The sequence below is a fragment of the Undibacterium sp. MH2W genome, assembly GCF_049340215.1.
GTDB lineage: Bacteria > Pseudomonadota > Gammaproteobacteria > Burkholderiales > Burkholderiaceae_D > Undibacterium.
This window is the reverse complement of record NZ_JBMPPA010000012.1, coordinates 11,408-32,986: the sequence shown is the minus strand read 5'-3', so window position 1 is coordinate 32,986 and position 21,579 is coordinate 11,408. Positions and strand designations below refer to the sequence as shown.

15 protein-coding genes are annotated in these 21,579 nt (G+C 43.5%); all 15 read right to left on the bottom strand.

Annotation, left to right across the window (positions count from 1 at the left end; genetic code table 11):
* The 15 genes from ACO0K2_RS18965 to recC all read right to left on the bottom strand — a co-directional run bounded on the left by ACO0K2_RS18965 (position 1) and on the right by recC (position 21,515).
* Positions 1 to 1,080 carry an acyltransferase family protein gene (locus ACO0K2_RS18965; RefSeq protein ID WP_423021631.1) on the bottom strand — a complete coding sequence of 360 codons (1,080 nt, stop codon included), beginning with the start codon at positions 1,078 to 1,080 and terminating at the stop codon, positions 1 to 3.
* 23 nt (positions 1,081 to 1,103) lie between these two features.
* Positions 1,104 to 2,024 (bottom strand): glycosyltransferase family 2 protein, encoded by a 921-nt coding sequence (locus ACO0K2_RS18960; RefSeq protein WP_423021630.1) that lies wholly within the window; start codon positions 2,022 to 2,024, stop codon positions 1,104 to 1,106.
* Complete coding sequence (locus tag ACO0K2_RS18955; protein WP_423021629.1) at positions 2,021 to 2,995, bottom strand: NAD-dependent epimerase/dehydratase family protein; 975 nt, start codon at positions 2,993 to 2,995, stop codon at positions 2,021 to 2,023. The genes ACO0K2_RS18960 and ACO0K2_RS18955 overlap by 4 nt, the downstream gene beginning before the upstream one ends.
* Complete coding sequence (locus ACO0K2_RS18950; RefSeq protein WP_423021628.1) at positions 2,992 to 3,876, bottom strand: alpha-1,2-fucosyltransferase; 885 nt, start codon at positions 3,874 to 3,876, stop codon at positions 2,992 to 2,994. Before ACO0K2_RS18950 ends, ACO0K2_RS18955 begins: the two co-directional genes overlap by 4 nt.
* Complete coding sequence (locus ACO0K2_RS18945) at positions 3,873 to 5,330, bottom strand: lipopolysaccharide biosynthesis protein (protein ID WP_423021627.1); 1,458 nt, start codon at positions 5,328 to 5,330, stop codon at positions 3,873 to 3,875. Before ACO0K2_RS18945 ends, ACO0K2_RS18950 begins: the two co-directional genes overlap by 4 nt.
* The gene (locus tag ACO0K2_RS18940; protein WP_423021626.1) at positions 5,320 to 6,330 is read right to left on the bottom strand and encodes a glycosyltransferase family 10 domain-containing protein; all 1,011 of its coding nucleotides are present in this window, start codon (positions 6,328 to 6,330) and stop codon (positions 5,320 to 5,322) included. The genes ACO0K2_RS18945 and ACO0K2_RS18940 overlap by 11 nt, the downstream gene beginning before the upstream one ends.
* The gene (locus ACO0K2_RS18935; RefSeq protein ID WP_423021625.1) at positions 6,330 to 6,923 is read right to left on the bottom strand and encodes a hypothetical protein; all 594 of its coding nucleotides are present in this window, start codon (positions 6,921 to 6,923) and stop codon (positions 6,330 to 6,332) included. The genes ACO0K2_RS18940 and ACO0K2_RS18935 overlap by 1 nt, the downstream gene beginning before the upstream one ends.
* Before the next feature lie 27 nt (positions 6,924 to 6,950).
* A complete protein-coding gene (gmd, locus tag ACO0K2_RS18930; RefSeq protein ID WP_423021624.1) occupies positions 6,951 to 8,078 on the bottom strand; it encodes a GDP-mannose 4,6-dehydratase in 1,128 nt (375 codons plus the stop codon).
* A gap of 20 nt (positions 8,079 to 8,098) precedes the next feature.
* Entirely contained in the window at positions 8,099 to 9,082 is a 984-nt protein-coding gene (gene fcl / locus ACO0K2_RS18925) for a GDP-L-fucose synthase (RefSeq protein WP_423021623.1), read from the bottom strand.
* A gap of 5 nt (positions 9,083 to 9,087) precedes the next feature.
* Entirely contained in the window at positions 9,088 to 10,536 is a 1,449-nt protein-coding gene (locus ACO0K2_RS18920) for a mannose-1-phosphate guanylyltransferase/mannose-6-phosphate isomerase (protein ID WP_423021622.1), read from the bottom strand.
* A 38-nt stretch (positions 10,537 to 10,574) separates the two neighbouring features.
* Complete coding sequence (locus ACO0K2_RS18915) at positions 10,575 to 10,913, bottom strand: MarR family EPS-associated transcriptional regulator (RefSeq protein WP_423021621.1); 339 nt, start codon at positions 10,911 to 10,913, stop codon at positions 10,575 to 10,577.
* 348 nt (positions 10,914 to 11,261) lie between these two features.
* The gene (locus ACO0K2_RS18910; RefSeq protein ID WP_423021620.1) at positions 11,262 to 12,008 is read right to left on the bottom strand and encodes an isoprenyl transferase; all 747 of its coding nucleotides are present in this window, start codon (positions 12,006 to 12,008) and stop codon (positions 11,262 to 11,264) included.
* A gap of 344 nt (positions 12,009 to 12,352) precedes the next feature.
* Positions 12,353 to 14,398, bottom strand: a complete 2,046-nt coding sequence (gene recD / locus ACO0K2_RS18905; RefSeq protein WP_423021619.1) for an exodeoxyribonuclease V subunit alpha — start codon at positions 14,396 to 14,398, stop codon at positions 12,353 to 12,355.
* Positions 14,395 to 18,051, bottom strand: a complete 3,657-nt coding sequence (gene recB / locus ACO0K2_RS18900; protein ID WP_423021618.1) for an exodeoxyribonuclease V subunit beta — start codon at positions 18,049 to 18,051, stop codon at positions 14,395 to 14,397. Before recB ends, recD begins: the two co-directional genes overlap by 4 nt.
* Entirely contained in the window at positions 18,048 to 21,515 is a 3,468-nt protein-coding gene (gene recC, locus ACO0K2_RS18895; RefSeq protein WP_423021617.1) for an exodeoxyribonuclease V subunit gamma, read from the bottom strand. Before recC ends, recB begins: the two co-directional genes overlap by 4 nt.
* Between the last annotated feature and the right edge of the window lie 64 nt (positions 21,516 to 21,579).

The window sequence follows — 21,579 nt, the reverse complement described above, 5'->3', positions numbered from 1 at the left end:
TCAATTATTTTTTGTGGCAAGCAAAGAATGTCGGAAATTATTTATTGGTTGATCAACACAATAAATTATTGTTACTGCAAATAACATCGTTACACTAACGAGCGATAAATCGACCATCGTAGATTTTCGAAAGAAGTAGTGTCCAACTTGAAATACTAAAATATGGCAAACGTAAAGAGGAAAAGAGATTTCTCCTATCTGTCTGTCAATGCGACTATTTTTAGTTTTGGAAAACAAGAAGGGAATTACGCTAATTAATACAAATACGATAAAGAGCACCGCAAACGACGTGAACTTACTGTTTGAATGAGTCCATTTTGTAACGCTAAGTGCACTCACAGAAACCATTACTAATAATAAATAAATTAAATACTTGGCTCCATCTCTAATTTCACTTTTCGCCGTAATTAGCTTGTAACCTAATGCACCAGCCATAAAAAAGCAAAACTCGCTTGGGAAAAATCTCGTTGCCCAAGGATCACTAACGAAATCAAACTGGTTTGCCAATGTCAGTCTTGTAGCAACACTTAATAACAGAAGCGAAGAAATAAACACTATCGACCTTCTTAAGACAAAAGGTGCTAATGCATAAAAAAATAATTCTCCTGATAGCGACCATGCTGGCGGAATTATATTTGTTTGCGAAAAAGAGCTACTTGCGAGTGTCAACGATGGCTCAAATATTATTTTTCCAAACTGATCAATACCAAAAAAGCATATGGCATCTTGCCCAAGAATAAATAACTGTGACGCGATCCAAAAAATCGTTACTGTTACAGGATGGGCTAGCTCAGACAAATAACGACTATAGATAAGCTGATCACCATTGAGAATTTGTATGCCTATGAAAATTATGGCTAAAAACAAAACGAACAAATATGTTGGAAAAATACGTAATATCCTCTGAATATAAAAGGTTTTTATTGATTTGTAGCTACTATTTTCTTCCAAAATTAGAGCCATATAAAAACCTGAAATAGCAAAGAAGACCGTGACACATAAATCTCCCGAAAATCCATGTGGCAAATCGGCATGTGTCCACATAACGCTAAATGCCAACAGAAACCGCAACCATCCCATAAATTTACATCCTCTACTTAAAGTCACCTGAGCAATTCGAAAAGTGCAGTAACAACACTACGTCGATTGGAAGATTTAATTGTTTCAACAAAGAGTAGCGACTTCGTCAGTTTGGATAATCTGAAACTAGCGATTACTAAATTAACCCTTTCAAATAAACTTAACGAACGAGTTCTTTTGGAAAGTTTAGTTATCGAATCTACGCAAATACCTGAATTTCTTTTCATGAACCCAAGCTTAAGAGCCCTTGTATCAGACATCAATTCTTGAATTTTTCTTTTTGATAAGGAAGTAGAGTAGTCTCGGTACTTAAAAAGAAAATCGTTAACATTTACAAAATCAGCACCTGCTTCAAAAAATCTAATCCAAAGATCATAATCTTCTGCATACCTCCGTGATCCGTAACGAAGCGACTTTTCTATAGCGAACTGCCTTCGAATCATGACCGAACCATGTGCAAATGGCACCGTTTCTGCTAAGCAGATAACAAAGCTATCGGTTTCCAAAGGCACCAATCGCGTGTCTATGAACTTACCATCTTCGTTTATTACAATCCAATGACATCCGCAAATATCTGCGTTTGTCCGTTCCATTAGTTCAACCTGCTTAATTAGACGATCCGGTAAACTTATATCGTCTTGATCCATCCATGCAATGAATTTCCCTGCCGACCTTTCTATCAACTCATTACGAGTGAATACAACCCCTCTATTTTCTCGACTAAATACTTTTATTCTCGGATCAATATCACGATATTTCTTCAAAATTTCTAGTGATGCATCAGATGAGCCGTCATCAATAACGATGAATTCAAACGATTTCATACTCTGAGCAAGTATTGATTCGATCGCTTCGGTTAAAAATTGAGCCCCATTGTAAACTGGCATAGCAACTGTTACCAAAAGGTTCTCGTCCAAATTCGCGTTATCTATTTTATTTGTCATAAACCCTCTGCCATTATCCAGTCCCTCGTTTGCCTCAAACCTTCGGGAAGTGTGGTTGCAGCACACCAACCTATTTCCTTATGTATTTTTCTGGAGTCTAAAATATTTGCGCTGACATCTATCGAATTTAAAGGCAGTCGCACTACCTTTACTTCAAAATTTACCTCATTCATAAGAGTAACTAGTTCTGAAATAATGTCAGTTGTCGAGACTCCAACCCCAGTACCCAAGTTATATATTCCGGTAATTTCCGAATTTTTAATAACTTCAAATGCACCTAAAACCAAGTCGTCAATATAAATGTAGTCTCTAATCGCATCGCCCTGTCCGAATATTTTTACCGACTCGCCTTTCAAAATAGTAGCAATCGCGGTGGGTATGAATCCCTGCCCAGAAAAAGGTCTTTGACCAATTCCAAAAACATTCGACTGACGAAGACAAACAAAGCGAAAATTATTCGTTCGAGCAAGAAATGAAGCGTACTGTTCAATCTGAGACGAGGTAAATCCATAGCAATTTAGAGGATTTAATTCATGTGTTTCCACCAACGGTAATTCCTTGGGTTCACCATAGACCGCGCTACCGGGAGAAAAGAAAATCACCTTTTTCCCTAGATTAGCCGCATTTATGAACAGCTTTGAAATAGTAGATAAGTTACGTATGAACTCCGTGTGACAAGATTCTTCGGATGTAGCAATAAAAGTCTCATAGCCTAAATAAATTAATTGATCAAACTTGCTTAGATAGCCTTGCAAATCTTCAATTTCCAAAAAATCTTGGTTCTCAAACGTCACATCTCGTGGCATATCTAAACAAAGCTTGGCATCACTACTTAATACCGTTACCAAATATCCAACGGCGACTAATTTACGTGCCAACATTGGAATAAACTGAGGAACTGAGTGTGCTGCAAAAAGATTACCGCGAAAAATAATTAAAATGTGATTGGTTTCGAGCGAGGCCAGATTCATAACTTAATCCAATCCGAAGGACAAAGATCGACCGTTAAATTTCGTGTAGACGCAAACCACTTATTTGGAGAAATAACAATTTTGGATCGACTAGGATTAAGCCATGCTCCCCACCAACTAAACGAGCTATTAGCAATAATATGGTGATCACATAAGCTCATAAGTCTCATATCGTTGTAACTTTCGCCCCCTTTATTGTGGTCAACATATGAGCACGGGTGATCAATTTTCAAATTCTCTTTTACCCAATTTTGATCATCAGAAAAAATAAAAAACTTAGGGTTATTCACCTTCTCTAAAATCAATCCTATTGCAGAACGATAATACTCCAACGAGCAAACGCCATGAGTCGCAAGTGTGTTCGCGTTCTGGACGTAATCGCCGCGCCTGATATGCAAACTAATACTTGGTTGTTTGCGCATGTCACATAAAACTAATTCGTTCCTATCGGATAAAGGTATCTTGAAAGTAAAATCTTGCCGCAAAATATCTTCGACTGTTTTGAAATACTTCTCTGATTGCCAATAGCCGACCAAATAACTGTCAGAAGTTACATTCTTTATTTCGGGCCAATAATGAAAATGAGGCTCGACAACAAAATTACTTCCTCGAAATTGGGAAAATCGATTACCAGATAAAAGTCTCCGGACAATTGGTATAGATCGGAACCCCAATACTTCGTTTATATCTCTATTACTGGCGAGTTTAAACTCTCCGGTAAAAATTCGACTGAGTTCGAATCCATTATGAAGGTTATAGGTTTCAAATTTAGATGTATCGAGCATCAGCCTTGCATCACCTTGCTGGCAACTCAATGCTCGTCCAAGCGCATACTGGAACATTTGATTGCCTAGACCGCCAATCACTTCAACAATAATCATTCTTGCGCAACCCCATTTTTTAAATCGATAAAAATTAATCTTTGCAACGACCTATTGGCTTTTAGAAAAAAATACAGGGCTAAGCAACTTATAACAGCGATGGATATTAAAACAAAAAATACCTCGATCCATGAGCCTGGAACAGAAAGAAAAAATGCAGAAATCAGAAATATGCATGTCAAAAAAAACGACGCTCCCCACATTTTTTGCTCTATATGTACAATGATTTGCCGAGACATAATTACCCACATTACAATAAGGACAAAAGTTGCTGCAATGAGCAAACAAATCGCAGCAAAAAATATATCCTTTTGCAAGGCCCCTGTGAACAACAACAAAATAGACGAGACAATAGCTCCAACTGCATATGGCAGAACTATAGTTTGCGTTCTTTTTGTTACGTGTGCAGCATTGCTGAGGAGATTAGCAACCACACGACAAAACTCTATACCAACGCCGAACCGAAAGAATGATCCTGCACCGGCATAATGTGAAGAAACCAATACCTTCAATAAATATGGACCAGCTAAGAACACCGCCCCCGCGAGGATTACATAGATAGGAACGAGCACATTTAGTAAGTCCGAGAAAGCTTCCCCTTTTAAGGGCTCATCAGAATTTGCAATACGCTTATAAAACAAAGGGTACAAAAATTGTTGCGCTAAAGACTCAACGAGCGACCAAATTTGACCTGCTAACATTAAGCCTACAGATAGATACCCGAGGGCAGATAGCCCCCAATAATGCTCAACGATTAACCTATATCCGCTTTGCTGCATCCACATAAAGCCGGTACCTAAGGCTAATGGCACACAATAAGCAGAGACGTCTTTCCAATCAAAGTCCACATCCTTAGATTCTGTAGACCTGACCGATAAAATTCGCAGAAATGACCGCCTTGCAAGATAAGCGCCCAGAGAATATCCAAGTGCTTGACCGACAAACCAACCCAACCCTGTTGGTAAATATAAACATATTGAAATAGGAAAAATTAATACAAATACACTAGAGACCAACGCCCAACGCACTGATTGAGATCTAAGTCCTACCATATTCAAAAGCGGTACCCATGTTGAGTTCCAAGTTATGGCGTTTACCATCACAATAACTGTTATCCCAGTAGCAATTATTTGAGGCAGTAGATTCGTTTTTGACATCCCAATGCTAACCGCACAACCGATAACTGAAACAGAAAAAATGTACCATTTATAGCTTTTTAGTCGAGAGAGCAATGTGCCATCATCCCACCACTCATGTGTATGGCGATTTAGATACATCCCTAGTGGATTAATCAAAAATAACCCACAAAATGACTGAATTACGACAAGAATGGCAAACTGTCCATATTCGGCAGGTGTTAAATACGTTGTTACAGCTCTTACCGTTGCAAGCCCCAAACCCGCAGTTACAAATCGCCCACCGCCCAAAATTAATAAATCACGTTTAGCACTCAAGGTCTTGAACTATCGCATTGACAATAGTTTCCGCAAAAAATTTAGCCCCAAATTTCCTACCTGCATCACTTCTTAAAAAAGTTACAATATTATTTTGGTAAAAAACGAATTGTTCTTCAGTAAGGGATTTTAGATGTTTGTATAGATCAGATTCATTTGAAAATTTTCGTCTATCTATAAAACAATCACTAGGTATGTGATCTACGATATTATTAGCACCCCAGTAAACCGGGACACAGCCCGAAAAAAAACAATCGAAAATCTTTTCGCTTATATATCCTGGTAGATCTCTGACGTTCTCATAACAAATAGCATATTTAGTCTTCAGTAAAACATCTCGCTTATTTTTAACTCGCCCCTTGTAACTAGGAAACGGATTCAATCGCACAAATGAGGTAACTTTCCTCCAGAATTTTCTGTGCACATTGCGAAACCTTCCAACTGGGGGTGGCGGAATATCCCAGTCCACACCATATAAGTCGAAATCGTCTATAGCATTTTTTTCGAACCAGCGAATTGTTTTAACCCGTTCGGTATAAAGATCCCTCACATCAAAAAATGATAACGATTTATTTCCAGCAATGAGTGCGCAGAACCTGTCTCGCTGCCCCCAACCATCTACGTCTGGAACTAAAATAGGATTAGGAATATTAATCTTAATAAACTTACGCCCATCAACAAGATCGTCTCTCCACGTAAATACTTTACGATATTTACCCCAGTTAACTGACTCCCCATTTTTCTTTGCAATTAAATGGGACTCCAACATCAGCAAATATTGAATGTTCGATGAGCTAACATCTTGAATATCATGGTGAATCTCTAAATCAACTTGAGAATTATCATTTAAATCACATGTATTTAAAATAATTCCAGCATTTTTCATTTCATCTCGAAGAAAAATGTAGGGTTCAAAGCAATTATCTCTATTGCTGGGATTTTTTGAGTTAAAAATCTCATTGTTCGCGAAGGCCATACCTCTAAGACTAGCAAGCTTCATTATTGAGACAACTCCTTTTCCAATTCGATTTGTTTCAGTTTCGCGTCATCAATCTCCAACTTCCACCATTGAGAGGCTTTAATTTTTTCTATTTTCTCTTGAGAAAATCGGTACTTTATAATTCGTGCTGGCACGCCTGCAACAACTGCGTAATCAGGTACATTTTTTGTAACAACGGCATTTGCAGCAACGACAGCACCAATGCCTATTCGGACATTACGCAAAATCACGGCATCAACACCAATCCAGGCATCATCACAAATTTCGCACTCACCACTTGTAAGGTTATCCCAAGCATTGTTATAAAATAAACTTGAAGTGGAAATTCGCTTCAGATCATGCTCGCCTTGACCGATCGAAACATTGTTCGCAATTGAAACGTAACGACCAATTTTAGATTTTGTGATGTAGCAATAACACCCTATGTATGTATAGCTTTCAATTAGCGAATGTGCATCAACCCGAGTACCAGTTTGAATGTGAATACCTTGTCCCCTAATCGCCAATTGCGAGACGTACTCAGATAAAATCGAATTTTTCTTGTTAAATCGATTCGATAAAATGTAAAAGAATCTTCGAAAAAATCTGAGCATAAGTCCCCGATAAGTTATTGCTTAAATTTATTCAAAACTAACGCGTGTTTCGAAACCATGTTTTTTTAATAAAGCGTGACGCTTAGCATCACTCAAATCAGACGCCACCATTTCAGCGCACATCTGATTTACTGTAATTTCCGGAACCCAGCCTAACTTTTGCTTTGCTTTAGTTGGATCACCAAGTAGAGTTTCAACTTCCGTTGGACGGAAATAACGAGGATCGACTTTAACGATGATATTACCTGGCTTAACAAACGGTGCAGAGTCACCTTCAACAGTTAGAACCGTCGCGACCTCATCGACTCCAGCACCAGTAAATTCCAAAGTAATACCAAGTTCCTTAGCTGACAACTTAATAAAGTCACGCACACTAATTTGAAAACCTGTAGCTATAACAAAATCCTCGGGCTTGTCTTGTTGCAACATCATCCATTGCATACGGACATAGTCTTTAGCGTGTCCCCAATCACGGAGAGCATCCATATTACCAACGTAAAGACAGTTCTCTAAACCTTGAGCGATATTTGAAAGCCCACGAGTAATTTTCCGTGTAACAAAAGTTTCTCCTCGACGAGGGCTTTCATGATTAAACAAAATTCCGTTACACGCGTATATACCGTATGCTTCTCTGTAATTCACTGTAATCCAATAAGCATACATTTTCGCAACCGCATATGGACTACGTGGATAAAAAGGGGTCGTCTCCTTTTGGGGAATTTCCTGTACTAATCCATATAACTCTGAAGTTGATGCTTGATAAAAGCGAGTTTTCTTTTCTAAACCAAGGATGCGGATCGCTTCAAGCAAGCGCAGCGTTCCCATCGCATCCACGTCTGCCGTATATTCAGGACTCTCGAAACTTACCGCAACATGACTTTGCGCACCTAAGTTATATATTTCGTCCGGTTGTGTTTCTTGCACAATTCGAATCAAATTACTTGTATCCGTCAAATCACCGTAGTGCAATTTAAAATTTGCATTCTCGATATGAGGGTCTTGATATATGTGGTCGACACGCTGTGTATTAAACGAACTTGCACGTCTCTTAATACCGTGAACCACATAGCCTTTTTCCAATAATAATTCTGCTAAGTAGGAACCATCCTGACCGGTGATACCGGTTATTAGCGCAACTTTTTTTTCATTTATCATTTTTAAAATTCCAATTCTTTTTAATGATTTCTCAATATATTTTGGTTAACTAAAAAATCGTTATACGCAACTACCAATCCATCTTTCAAATTAACCTTTGCTTGCCAACCAAGAGATGCCAGGCGATTGCTATTCATTAATTTTCTTGGAGCGCCATCAGGTTTGGATGAGTCAAATTCTATATTTCCTTGATAGCCCACTACATCTCCAATCGTTTCAGCTAACTCTCTAATCGTAACGTCATCACCATATCCAACATTAATATGGCTCTGCATTGGAGAAGTCTGCCCATCGTAAATTTCCTTGGCTAAATTCATTACATGGACACTCGCTGCAGCCATGTCATCAACAAATAAAAATTCTCTTCTGGGAGTACCAGTTCCCCAAATGGTGACACATGGCGAAGAAGCTTGTTTAGCCTCATGAAACCTTCGTATTAGCGCAGGAATAACATGACTATTTTCAGGATGGTAATTATCTCCAGGTCCATAAAGATTGGTAGGCATTACACTTCTAAAATCAATTCCGTGGCTAGCGCCATACTGACGGTTGTAACTTTCACAAAGTTTAATACCGGCAATTTTAGCAATAGCATAAGGCTCGTTAGTTGCCTCTAAAGTTCCAGTCAGTAGTGCATCTTCTGCCATTGGTTGAGCTGCTAATTTTGGATAGATACAACTTGAGCCCAAGAAAAGCAATTTCTTCACACCAAAGGAAAAAGCCTCGTGGATTACGTTCGCCTCCATCATCAAGTTCTGATAAATGAACTCGGCTGGAAAGGTGTTGTTCGCATGAATCCCGCCTACTTTTGCAGCAGCTAGATAAACGTAGTCAGGCTTTTCTGTCAAAAAAAACTCTCTTACTTGTAATTGATTTGTAAGGTCTAGCTCTGCATGTGTTCTAGTAACAATATTGACATAACCCAGCCCCTTCAAAGTACGAACAATCGCTGAGCCGACCATTCCACGATGTCCCGCAACATATATTTTTGCTTGCTTATTCATATTTATTAAACCTTTATTCGTCCATATGTGTCTTCAAAGCGCACAATATCATCCTCACCCAGATAACTCCCAGATTGAACCTCAATAATCTCGAGTGGTATCGCACCAGGATTTTTAAGGCGATGCACCTCACCAAGAGGGATGTAAGTGGACTGATTCTCAGTGAGAAGAATAACTTTTTCGCCACACGTGACCTCAGCTGTCCCCTTAACAACAATCCAATGCTCAGCGCGGTGGTGATGTTTTTGAAGACTCAAGCTAGCACCTGGCTTAACGTTGATGCGCTTGACCTTGAAGCGATCTGCTTCATCAATACTGTCATACCATCCCCAAGGACGGTGAACTTTTCTGTGCAGCGTATGCTCACCACGCTCACTCTTTTCAAGCATGGCAACGACTTTTTTAACATGTTGACTTTGACTGCGATCAGCAACCAGAACCGCATCCGCAGTCTCCACGATGACGAGGTTATCAACACCAACCGCGCTGACTAAGCGGCTTGATGCATAAATGAGACTATTGGTCGTGTCAGCCTGAAATGCATCACCTTGCATCACGTTACCATTGGCATCCTGTACACCAACTTGCCAGACCGCATCCCAAGCACCGAGATCATTCCAACCCGCAGCGAGAGGCACCATATTGATGGCTATCTCTGAACCAGGACATTGCTCCATCACTGCATAATCAATCGATTCGCTTGGAATATTGGCAAAAGTCGCTTTACCGGGACGAATAAATTGCGCATCAGACGTACGTTCATTCCATGCGTTTTGAGTCGCTGTTGCGATATCTGGTCGGAAAAGCTGCAATGCCTTTAACCAAGAGCTCGCACGCAGAACAAACATGCCGCTATTCCAGCAATAGTTACCACTATCGAGATATTGTTGCGCTGTCCCTGCATCCGGTTTTTCCGCAAACTGTGCCACGCTGTATTCGCCAAACGTCTTTACGTCACCTTGATGTTTAATGTACCCGTATCCTGTTTCAGGGGCAGTTGGCGTAATTCCCAAAATGACGATTGCACCAGTTGCAGCAGCGCGAGTGCTGTGCTGCAACGCTAAGGTGAAGGCAACTGGATCGGTAATGGTTTGGTCGGCAGGGGTAACGACAAGAATAGGATCCTCACCTTGCTCGACTGCGCGCAAGGCAGCGAGTGTCAGTGCTGGCGCTGTATTCCGTGCAACAGGCTCAAGTAACAAGGTTGCGCTTACTGCTTTTAACTCTCGCAATTGATCGAGCGCTAAAAACCGATGTTCTTCATTAGTTACCACAAGCGTTTCAGCGATTTGAATATCATCTGCTGCGATCGCATTAACGCGCTCAACCGCTTGCTGAAACAAACTTGTTGTTCCAGATAAAACTAGAAACTGCTTAGGAAAACCAGACCGCGACAACGGCCATAAGCGAGTTCCGGAGCCACCACACAAGATTACTGGAGATACTTTTAACATTCACTTTATCCTTCTTTGTACGCTTGCTTTTTTTCAAACTACTTTTGTTTGACCTCGGCCTGCAACACTTCAATCAACGAGCGTAAGTTTTCATATTCATGCATTTTTCTTTTTAAAAAACGCGCTGTGATTTCGCTTTTTTCTATGATGCCTTTTGGCGTCAATAAATAGGCGTAAGCCAGCTTATTTTTACTACCTTGAAAATTTTGCATTTTCAGCCAACCCTTATCCAATAAGGCTTTGAGGCAGTAATTGGCTTTACCTAAACTCACACCCAACGCAGCAGCGATTTCACGCTGAGACATGTGTGGGTTTGTCTCCAGCAAGCGCATCACTTCAAGATACGCATCTTCGTCATCAATTTGTCGGCGATACATGCTTGCTTGCATCCAATGCTTGTTCTTTACTGATCCGACAGACCTGTTTCAATGATTGCCCACGACCCACTAAGCAATCGAGCACCTATATGCTCAAATTAAAAGGGTTAGCAGGACAACGCTCAGACTGTCACCAAAAAATAAAATGCGTTCAATTAATGAACACTCAGTATAGCACTTAAACCGGCCATTACTTTTTATTCCTCCCTATCATACTGACCTCGTATGACAGGCTGATGAACAAACGCTCCTGCTATCATTGCTGAAACACCATTCCAATGAAGCCTGCACGAATACATAGTACTCACAGCAGAGTAGCTAAGCCCTCGCCACTCTGCAGACACGCGCTTATTTCGCTTGCACTTGCTCGCTGGTCTTACCGAAACGACGCTCTCTTTTTTGAAACGAAACAATCGCCTCGTCCAAAGCATCGACACCAAAATCAGGCCAAAAGGTATCGGTAAAATAAAACTCGGAATAGGCCAATTGCCACAACAAAAAATTGGAAACGCGTGCTTCACCGCCGGTACGGATCAACATATCCGGATCTGGCGCGTATGCCATTGCTAAATGTGAGCTTAATTGGTCTTCGGTGATGTCTTCTTGCTTGACACCCGAGGCGATTAATTTACTACACGCATTCATAATGTCCCACCGACCGCCATAGTTAGCGCAAATAGTGAGTGTCAGACCAGTGTTGGCTGCGGTTTCGGATTCTGCCGTGCGAACTAGCTCTTGCAGATCTTTGTCAAACTTGCTGAGATCGCCGATCACTTTGAGTCGAATATTGTTTTCGCCCATTTTACGGATCTCGCCAATCAATACTTTCCTGAAGAGTTGCATCAGCAACGAGACTTCATCTGGAGGACGGCGCCAGTTCTCAGAGCTGAAAGCGAAAAGAGTTAAGTACTCGATGCCGCGATTTACGCAGGCTTCGACGACTTTATTAACTGTTTTAACCCCTTTGGCATGGCCGGCAAAACGCGGCAAAAAGCGCTTCGTCGCCCACCGACCATTGCCATCCATAATAATCGCGATATGGCGTGGCATACCGTTATTGTTGGCATTAATCAGTGTGGTGTTATTTTTACTCATATTCTCGTTATCTTCTTTTTTACCTGGCGCAACTAAAGGGAATTGCTAAGTGTTGATACACGTCATCTACATCCCTGATAACTGAGCTGATACAACTGATGTCCATGCTGGATTCGCACAGCGTGTCATTTTATAATTAAAACAACGTATTGCAAATGCCTTGCGCCTAGAAAATTTACAATTTTTACAACTTCTTTCAAATAATTTTCAGTGTTGAGGCGTTATCCAGCCAATATCCCGCTATTTTGGCGCATTTCGTGCTGATTTTTATCTTTTATTGATGTTGAGCCAACGTAACAAATCACAGATGTTGTATCAAACACGCAAAACATGTCGTCTAGGTATTACTTCTGCTCGGAAACATGCAATACAGACATCAACCCGCTCTCCCTTTGGGTTTTAAGTGACAACGCTTTGCGCCAGATCTGGTTGACGGGGCTCACCAGTGTGAAGGCGTCACGCGCGCGTGTAATACCGGTGTACACCAACTCACGAGTAAGAACTGGTGAGGAGTCGTGTGGCAACACCAGCACGGTATGAGAAAATTCCGATCCCTGAGATTTATGCACTGTCATCGCATAAGCCGTATCAACATATCTCAGTCTGGACGCAAGAATACTACGCAACCGATCACCTTCATGAAAATAGACACGCATCGGTTTGTGACGATGAACATCCGGCAATGCGAGCCCGATATCACCATTAAACACTTGATTATTGTAATCATTGCGAGTAACCATCACCGGTCGACCGCGATACCAGTCGCTATCGCGCTTGAGAAGTCCACGCCCTTGCAACATTTGCTCGATGGCAGTATTTAATCCATTAACACCCCATTCACCCTCTTTGAGCGCGCATAAGACCCGGAACCGATCGAAAGCAACCAAAACCGACGTAGCCCATTGATTGAAATTCGCTTCGATTTCAGCTGATCGATCGATATTGTGCGTCGAGATTTGCTCAGGCATGTCTTGAATCAATGTTAAGTAGGCACTATATCCACCCTCAGCGCCTGACCTGCCGTCGCAACACAGCATAAGTAATTGCGCTTGTTTTGCATGCACCATCCATTGCAATGTCTCATCACCTTGATCAAAGCACGATGTTGCCGTTTCTATATTGCCATCATTGACTGCCAGGGCTAAGGCACCAATTGCACTGCTAAATCGACGACTCTTGCGTAGCATCACGGTCTGTTGAGCAATGGCACCTCGGTCACCCGCAAACATGTCGGCAACCACCTCGCCTGTCGTTTCGGTAAGGTACGACAGTGTCTCCGGCGTATATCCGCCCTCTTCAGCGCGACCGCATAAATCACCCAGAACAGCGCCAGCCTCAACGGAGGCTAATTGATCCTTATCTCCAAGCAGTACCAACACGGTGCGATCCGGTAGAGCATCGAGAAGAGAGGCCATCATTTCCAGATGAATCATGGAGGCCTCATCCACAACGAGCACGTCAATATCAAGTTGGTTTCCCGCATGGTGACGAAAGCGGCGGGTATCAGGGCGAGCACCAAGAAGACTATGGAGTGTGCGCGCAGCACCAATGCGAGAGCTCATTTCTTTCATTGGCAAAGAACTTCCAAGCTTTTGAGCGAGGCCGGTTAAAGCCTTATCCAGAGACTGCTTTAATCTCGCTGCGGCTTTACCTGTTGGTGCCGCGAGCGCAATGCGTAGCCGCTCTGGGTGATGGCTCAAAGCAAGCATCAATGCAATCAAGCGTGCAACGGTGTAGGTTTTTCCTGTACCAGGACCACCAGTGATAATAGAAAAATGGCTGCGGACAGCAATCGCACAGGCTAGCTTTTGCCAATCGACATCAGTTACGTCTTTATCCGTGCCATCCTCTGCGGCGAATAGGATATCAAGCCAGCGACGAACCTCCTCTGCCTTCACATCAGTCGCCAAACTTGCTCTACGGCGAACTGATTCCGCGACGCGCGTCTCATCTCGCCAGTAACGTCTGAGATATAAGCGGTCATTTTGTAATACCATGACCTGGCGCTGATCTTCTGTAGCGAGGTCGAATAAAAAGTCTTCCGATGCCTGATTCTTATGCGTTTGAGCAACATAAATAAACTCCCCTGCGCTGAGGGCAAGTATCCATCCCTCCTTCGTCTTTGGAAACGCAAAGTCACTACTCAGTTTTTGCCACACCGCAGGCTCCCAATCGAGCAGTGTGCATGGATCTTGCACAAAAGTGTCGAGGTTTAGACAAATATGCCCTCTCGCTTCAATTTCGGTAAGTACCGCAGCGCAGAAAATCTGGTGAACATTACTCATTCCCAAATCGCGCATAAAACGGGCGAAGGCAAGCGCGAGGGTACGCAAGTGCTTTTGTTCCACAAGTAGTTGGATATCCGCAATGAGTTCAGCGCTCGTTTTCATTTGCAATCCTCCTGCTCGCTAACAAGTTGATCAAGTTCTTCTAAAAAAGAACGGGTAGCAGGAAGGTGGTAACAGCCATGGGTCGCTTCGTTAGAGATACCGCGCAAAAAGAAGAAAACTGCCCCGCCCATGTGTTGATCTGGGTCGTAATCGTCACCAAGACGCGATCGTAGCAATCGATGTAACGCCAACATATAGATTGCGCCTTGTACATCATATCGATGTGATGCCATCGCGGATGCCAGTGCAGCATCGTGGTAACCATGGTCATCTGTTGCCACTGAATTTGATTTGTAGTCCAACACCCAATATTTACCTTCATGTTCAAAAACAAGATCAGCAAATCCCATTAAGAGCCCATGGAGTGTCTTCTCGCTTAACGTTTGTCTGAGAGCATCATTGAGAAAATGTCGTCGGCATAGTGCGTCCAATTCTTTCACTGGTGCAGAGCGAGTAGGAAACCAAAATTCCATCTCTGGAATGAGATGCTCAATATCCAACAAGGAGGCGCCAACTGGTATAAGTCTGGCATTGACGATGTGAACGAGCCACTCCGCGATGTCATTGAGATGATGATCCCATCCAGCCCGTGCACAACGCTTACCAAGACGCTCAATAAAATTACGCTCAGAGACGATACAAAAACCTTCATTTGCGATCCATTCCAATTGATCATGAAGGAATTGCCCTGGAATGGCGCCTCGTGGAAAACGATGCCATGCCAATGTTTCCAATGACTCAGGAGGTGATATCTCTTCATCTTCAAATAATTTATTGTCTTCCAATCGTGCAACAGAAAAAGTTTGCTGCATGTTTCTAACGATCGATGAAAAGCTAGTCACTGACCAATTGCGATCAAATTGACTATCATATGGAGAACAGGAGGCAAGTGCATAACGCGGTACTGTATCAACATAACGACTGCATTGTGCTTCGTTTTCTAACAACGACACATCAATACCAGCACACGTTCCCACCAGTGCACTGAGCGCATCAGGCAGCTCTTCATCTCCCAGTGCGTTGCCGCCGTTTAACAGGTAACCAAAGGCAGATGCATGCAGGCTTTTCGAGTGTGAAGATAGACCTAACCATAATCCATGTGAAGCGCGGGTCAAAGCAACGTATAGTAATCTCAGTTCCTCTTCAAGCCGTGCCTCGTCCGCAGCCGCTTGCGCCGCATCGGATAAATGTAGATCGATCATCGGATGTCCATCGGCGTTTGTGTACTTAAAAAACAACTGCTTAGGACGCTTTACTACTCTGGTAGAAGTTGCAAATGGCAGAAAAACCAAAGGATATTCAAGCCCTTTCGACTTATGAATAGTAATGACCTTGACGAGATCTGCATCGCTCTCCAAGCGTAAGATGTGTTCATCACTACTGCTTGCCTCGTCGGCAATTTGCTCCGCAAACCACCGAATCAAAGCACGCTCACCATCCAGTTGCTCACTCGCTGCTTCTAACAATTCTGCGACATGGAGCACATTGGTTAACCGTCGTTCCCCGCCAACCGTTTGTAATAATTTTTCTGGTAATGCAAGATCAAAAATAAAGCGTCGAATCGCTGCGAGTACTCCTTGTCGCTGCCAAACGCTATGCCACTCTTTCAACTGCTCAAGACGTGATTCCCAAACGAGATCATCTGTCACAAGATCGATCAATTCTGCTAAATGCATCATGACCGTTTTAGTCGCGAAGAGTGCACGTCCTAGCTCAGGGTCCATGGGATCTGCAAATGCTTGTAACCACCGAAGGATATCGTGCGCCTCGTCACTTTGAAGAACAGAATTTTTGTCCGACAAATAGACACTCGCGACATCACGCTTCTGAAGTGCTCTACGAATCGCCGTCGCTTCATGATGATCCTTCACCAGAATAGCAATATCGGCCGGCTTTAGGCGTTCAAAGCCTCCCTCTTTTTCAAAGCCCGCATCTGGAGAGTTCAGTTGCTCAACGATGTATTGCGCACAATGCTGTGCGAAGAAATGCAATGCATCTTCTTTGTTTTCCTTGCCATTATTCGCATACAAAAGTTGTAGTGGCGGCGCTACCTTGGATGACTGCGTTGCGGGGTCAAACATCCTCAACTGTGAAGATAACCCATTTGCCTTGACCGGTTCAAAAGGAACAGGGTCATTATCCTCACATCGAAAATGGAAGGCGCCAGCAGCGTGCATTGGGTTGGCTGATGCGCTCTCAGCATAATCAAACACACGGTTCACAGCGTCAACTAACCCAACGGTAGAGCGATAATTCGTGCCGAGCAGATAATGGCGTCCCTCCGTCGCTTTACGGGCAGCTAGGTAGCTATAAATATCCGCACCACGAAAGCCGTAAATAGATTGTTTAGGATCACCGATGAGGAAAAGACCGATGTCGCGAGGATTTTCTTCAACATGATAGAGTGCATCGAAAATCGCATATTGATCGGGTGACGTATCTTGAAATTCATCAATCATCGCTACTGGATATTGATCAATCACTCGTTCGCGCATAGTTACGCAGTTCACTCCCGTCAACGCCTGTTTGAGGCGAGATAGCATGTCGCTAAATCCATACTGTTTCTGCTGCAATTTTAATACGTCAATGCTGGCAGAAATAGCTGTTACCGCATGGCGATACAACACATGCGACATGGGGTCTATTTGCTCCAGTTGGTGCTGCAGCTGAGGAAAATGTCTAAAAAAATCAGGAACGATAATCTCATAGCCTTTGTTACAGGCATCAATGAGGCTCTCTGGCTTCAACTTTTCTGCCATGTTTGCAAAGTATTCCGGCCAAATCGAAGTTGGATTGAGCGTCCAATTCTTTAAGGCATCCAACCACTTCTGCAAAGTCGCAGGACGCATTTTATTACCATTAAATTGCTTCGGCGCTTTCTCTCTTTGCTCTGCAAACCAAGTCGTTATTTGATCGGTAATGCCACGCCATTCCGCTTTGATCGGCGCAAGAATTTGTGTTGTTTCCGTTTCATGTTTTGCGATCAGTGCAGCTAAAGAAATATACCCTTCCAACAGGATTAAATTCGCGTGAGGCAATAATTTCTTCACCGCTTCTTGTAACGCATTTACATCTTTCCATGTCTCATTGACGATTTTCAACGCGTGTCGATTCAGCGGATAAACTTGCTGACGCCAATAGTCTCTCACCGCATTTTCTAACATTGCAGATTCATTAGAAAGCAGCTCTTCATCAAATAAGCTACCACTGTCGAAGGCATGCTCACGCAACATGCGCTGACACCACGCGTCGATCGTGAAAATAGCCGCTTCATCCATCGCATCGGCTGCGTGACTAAGTTGGTATGCAGCCTGCTGTCGCGCAGTCGAATCTGGATATGCTTCGAGCAACTCATCTAAAAACGAATCACCCGTGTCCGGCGTTGCTGATTCTTGCGAGCGAAAATACGCAGCTGCGTGAGAGAGTCGTTGGCGGATACGATCTGTTAACTCTCTCGTTGCTGCACGAGTGAACGTCATCACCAAAATTTCTTGAGGAAGCAAACTCTTTCTAAAAGCGCGATCACCACCGTGCCCCAGAACGAGACGTAAATACAGCGCAGCAATCGTCCATGTCTTTCCAGTACCAGCGCTCGCCTCGATGAGCCGCGATCCAAAGAGCGGAAACGAGATAGGATAAAGCGTCTGACTCATAGTGAAACTCCGGCATCTAACGAGTGCGTATTGGACGTTGAAAACGGTATTTTTTGGAGTTGACGAGCCCAATCGTATAAGGGCTGATATAAATTTTTGGCACTCGACTCCCAATCTGGATGCGCACTCAGTGCGGCATAATCTGACCACACACGAGAAAGATAGGGACTCTTCACTTCTCCGTCCATATTCACGTTACCGTCATAAACCTGTTGCGGATTTTTATCAGTGATGAGCGCTAATGCTGTTTTACATGCACAGGGATAGAGCTGGTCCAATCCCTTTTTCCATAGCATCATCAATGTCGCGAGATGTTGAGTAGATTCATTCGGGTCGAGTGGAGGTACGACAACGGTGACATCACGCGCGACGAGATAAACTGTCATAAGCAATCCGGCCTGAGACGCGGCTAGCTGGCGAATCCATACATCGATTAGTTTTTCGGGACGAATATTGTCTGCTTTATCGAGAACTTTACTGACCGTTTGCAAGAGGCAGCTTAGCATAACAGATTCAGATGCCTTAGGCACCTCGAACCGGAGGTGATCAATCCAATCTGATAAAACAATACCCTGATGTTCAAATTGAAAAGGTACTTTATCAGCAGCGGCTGGAAAAAGCTGTTGCAATCGCCCATATTCCGCCAGAACAGGCGTGAGCTCTGCTGCTAATTTTTCTTGAAAGGTGTGTCCCGTTAATCCGATCGGTAGCAACCCTTCCCTCATCAAGACTTGTGTTTTCGTGCGCAAGTAATTCTCAACATCACTTTCTGGCCCGTCAGAAGCACTGGCAAGAATCAAACGCTCAGCTAACTGATATTCGTCAAGTGCATGAAGACTAAATGGCTCTTCATCATCGCCAGCAAGTTGTTGCTGGCCAAAATGCACATTCAATCGCTTTTGAAAAAAATAGGCGACAGGCTGCTTAACAAAACGCGCCAATTCACTCAACTTAAGACGAAAATCGGGCTCGATTTCAAACGGTGGTACATCTTCTTCGGTCATTAACACTGCTGCATGATCAGAAGGATTTTCGAGGCCGACGCCATGCGCAGCCCCCCACTCAATGGCATAAGTGATCTGATGCAAGGGCGACGCAAAAAAGTATCTAGCACTAAAAGGTTGAAGCGGGTGATCTGTCGTGTGCAAAGATAAATCGAACTTCCATCCTGCGCATAAATAGTCTTGCAATTGCGATACTAAGACCGAAGGTGGCTGGAAAGAATTATCTCGGATGTTTCTGCCTACCCAACTGATATACAACTTGTCCCTCGCCGACAGTAGTGCTTCCAGCATCAAATAGCGATCATCATCCCGACGCGAGCGATCTCCGGGTCGTGCCATTCCCGGCAGAGCCAGCAAATCAAAGTCGACTTTATTGGCTCTGCGTGGAAAATCTCCCTCATTCATCCCTAACAAACACACCACACGGAAAGGCAAAGCACGCATGGGCATGAAAGTACAAAACGTCACACCGCCGGAGATAAAACGCTGATTCAAGGTTGTTTCATCCAAACCACCCAACCAAGCCTCTCGGAATACTGCTAATGGTATGCTTTCGATGAACTGTGCTTGATCGCAAAATTCCGTCCACCGAGCGAGGCTCTCATGAAGACGTGTAATCACGACACGATCCGTTTCTGTCGATGCAATAAAGAAAACATCCAATAACTTGCGCCCGATCTCTGCCCAGTCTTCCGGCAAGCGAGATACCGTCAGTAATGACCTCCATTCAATCAATGTGGTAATAAATTCTGCCAGCGCGCCAGCCAGCGGGGCATCGAGCCCACTGATTTCTGGATAAGGTTCGATCCCTTGATAATCAGAGAAAGCGCCAACGGCATAGCCAAGAAGAATCCGCTCGATGCCGAATAACCAAGAATTTTGCTCTCCAGCAGCACCTAAACCAAGAGCCCCTCGGTGCTGAGAGTCCAATCCCCAGCGGATACCAGCACCTTGTATCCAGTGCTTTATTGTTGGGAGATCTTCCTCATCAATCCCGAAGCTCGCAGCCAAAGCAGGCACATCCAAAAGATCACAAATTTCACTCTGCAAACAACGTTGTTGCGGTAAGTGTAGAAGCCAATCGACTGCGATTAATAAAGGATTATTCTTCCTGTCAGATGCATCCGCAATTTCAAAGGGAATAAATCGACGATCATTCTTTTTGTATTGACCAAAAACAGCGCGAATTGAAGCCGAAAACGTCGTGATGTCCGGCACCATCACAACGATTTCTTTCGGCGCTAATTGACTCTCGCCCTCTGACGCTAAGAGCGTCAATAGGCGATCATGTAAAACTTCTACCTCCCGTTGATGGCTATGTACGATATGAAACTCGATCGACTGATCATGTTGATCGATGACTGCACCAGGATGCTCGTTCAGTGGCAACAAGTCCCGAATGGCATGCTGAACTTGGCTCAGTAGATGATCTCCCTCACCCTCAGTAAACAAATCAAGTTTTAGACTAGAAAAACGTTCCCTCGTCTGCTCTTCCTGATCAAACTCATCCAGCATCCGTATGAAGTCACGTCCCAACTTCCCCCAGCTTGCAAGTAAAGGATGGCTATGCGCATGAAGTTCGGACATGGGAATACTTGATAAGTCTATCCCGCGACGTTGTTTCTGACGCTTATGCTCTGCAAGCAAAAGATCTCGACCATCAATAATATCCCCCCAATAGAACTGACAAGGGTTGGGAACAGCGAGAATTACTTGTGTATGGCGAGAAAGAGCTGACAATGCCTCCAGTGACTGCCTTGGCAGAGCCGAAACACCAAACAAAATGACGCGCCTAGGTAGAGAGGATTGTGGTGCATCGCCCGACATGATCGCATCAATGAATCGCCGATGAACGTTAACACGTCCAAGTTGCCTTTCTTCTTCGGGGATATCCTGCAAGATCGCACGCCATAATTTTGCCTGCCATCGCTGATCATCTGGCAGTGCTATGACATCACCATTAGCGCGTGAAAGAACATCCTTTTGCTGACTCCAATCCATGAGCCAATCTGAACGATACATCTGATATAGATCGATCAAATCAGCCAATCGCGCTGCTAATTGTAAGCGGCGCTCTGGATCACCCTGTAAAAGGTAGTTTTTTAGAGGGACAAAATCCGGTTCATTCAACAATTCCGGCAGCAAGCGCATGAGTCGCCAAGTGAGTGGTGACTTATCGAGGAAAGAGCTCGACGGTATTTGACTCCGCCCTAACATACTGCGATAAACGGTCCACAAAAATCGCCCGGGTAACTCAATCCGATTCGCGGCATAAATCCCTACATTTTCAGCCAAAGAAATTTTTAACCATTCCGCAATACCATTGGATTGCACAAGGAAAATATCTTTTTCAAGTGGATTAAGCGGATATTGGGAAATCCACGTAAAAACGGCGGCCTGCAGGTCTTCGAGCTGGTTACCATGCAAAATAATCAGGCCTGGTTTAATCATTGGCGACATGGGTGCCTACATAAAAACGAAAGAAAAGACAAAGAGAAATGCCCTTGACCGAAAGCGCCTCATC

What these genes read in the sequence shown, in the direction of transcription:
- ACO0K2_RS18960 (WP_423021630.1), bottom strand. Translation starts at nt 2,024, where the DNA reads ATGACAAATAAAATAGATAACGCGAATTTGGACGAGAACCTTTTGGTA.
- ACO0K2_RS18940 (WP_423021626.1), bottom strand. Translation starts at nt 6,330, where the DNA reads ATGAAGCTTGCTAGTCTTAGAGGTATGGCCTTCGCGAACAATGAGATT.
- recC (WP_423021617.1), bottom strand. Translation starts at nt 21,515, where the DNA reads ATGTCGCCAATGATTAAACCAGGCCTGATTATTTTGCATGGTAACCAG.
- fcl (WP_423021623.1), bottom strand. Translation starts at nt 9,082, where the DNA reads ATGAATAAGCAAGCAAAAATATATGTTGCGGGACATCGTGGAATGGTC.
- ACO0K2_RS18920 (WP_423021622.1), bottom strand. Translation starts at nt 10,536, where the DNA reads ATGTTAAAAGTATCTCCAGTAATCTTGTGTGGTGGCTCCGGAACTCGC.
- ACO0K2_RS18910 (WP_423021620.1), bottom strand. Translation starts at nt 12,008, where the DNA reads ATGAGTAAAAATAACACCACACTGATTAATGCCAACAATAACGGTATG.
- ACO0K2_RS18950 (WP_423021628.1), bottom strand. Translation starts at nt 3,876, where the DNA reads ATGATTATTGTTGAAGTGATTGGCGGTCTAGGCAATCAAATGTTCCAG.
- ACO0K2_RS18965 (WP_423021631.1), bottom strand. Translation starts at nt 1,080, where the DNA reads ATGGGATGGTTGCGGTTTCTGTTGGCATTTAGCGTTATGTGGACACAT.
- ACO0K2_RS18915 (WP_423021621.1), bottom strand. Translation starts at nt 10,913, where the DNA reads ATGTATCGCCGACAAATTGATGACGAAGATGCGTATCTTGAAGTGATG.
- recD (WP_423021619.1), bottom strand. Translation starts at nt 14,398, where the DNA reads ATGAAAACGAGCGCTGAACTCATTGCGGATATCCAACTACTTGTGGAA.
- gmd (WP_423021624.1), bottom strand. Translation starts at nt 8,078, where the DNA reads ATGATAAATGAAAAAAAAGTTGCGCTAATAACCGGTATCACCGGTCAG.
- ACO0K2_RS18955 (WP_423021629.1), bottom strand. Translation starts at nt 2,995, where the DNA reads ATGAATCTGGCCTCGCTCGAAACCAATCACATTTTAATTATTTTTCGC.
- recB (WP_423021618.1), bottom strand. Translation starts at nt 18,051, where the DNA reads ATGAGTCAGACGCTTTATCCTATCTCGTTTCCGCTCTTTGGATCGCGG.
- ACO0K2_RS18935 (WP_423021625.1), bottom strand. Translation starts at nt 6,923, where the DNA reads ATGCTCAGATTTTTTCGAAGATTCTTTTACATTTTATCGAATCGATTT.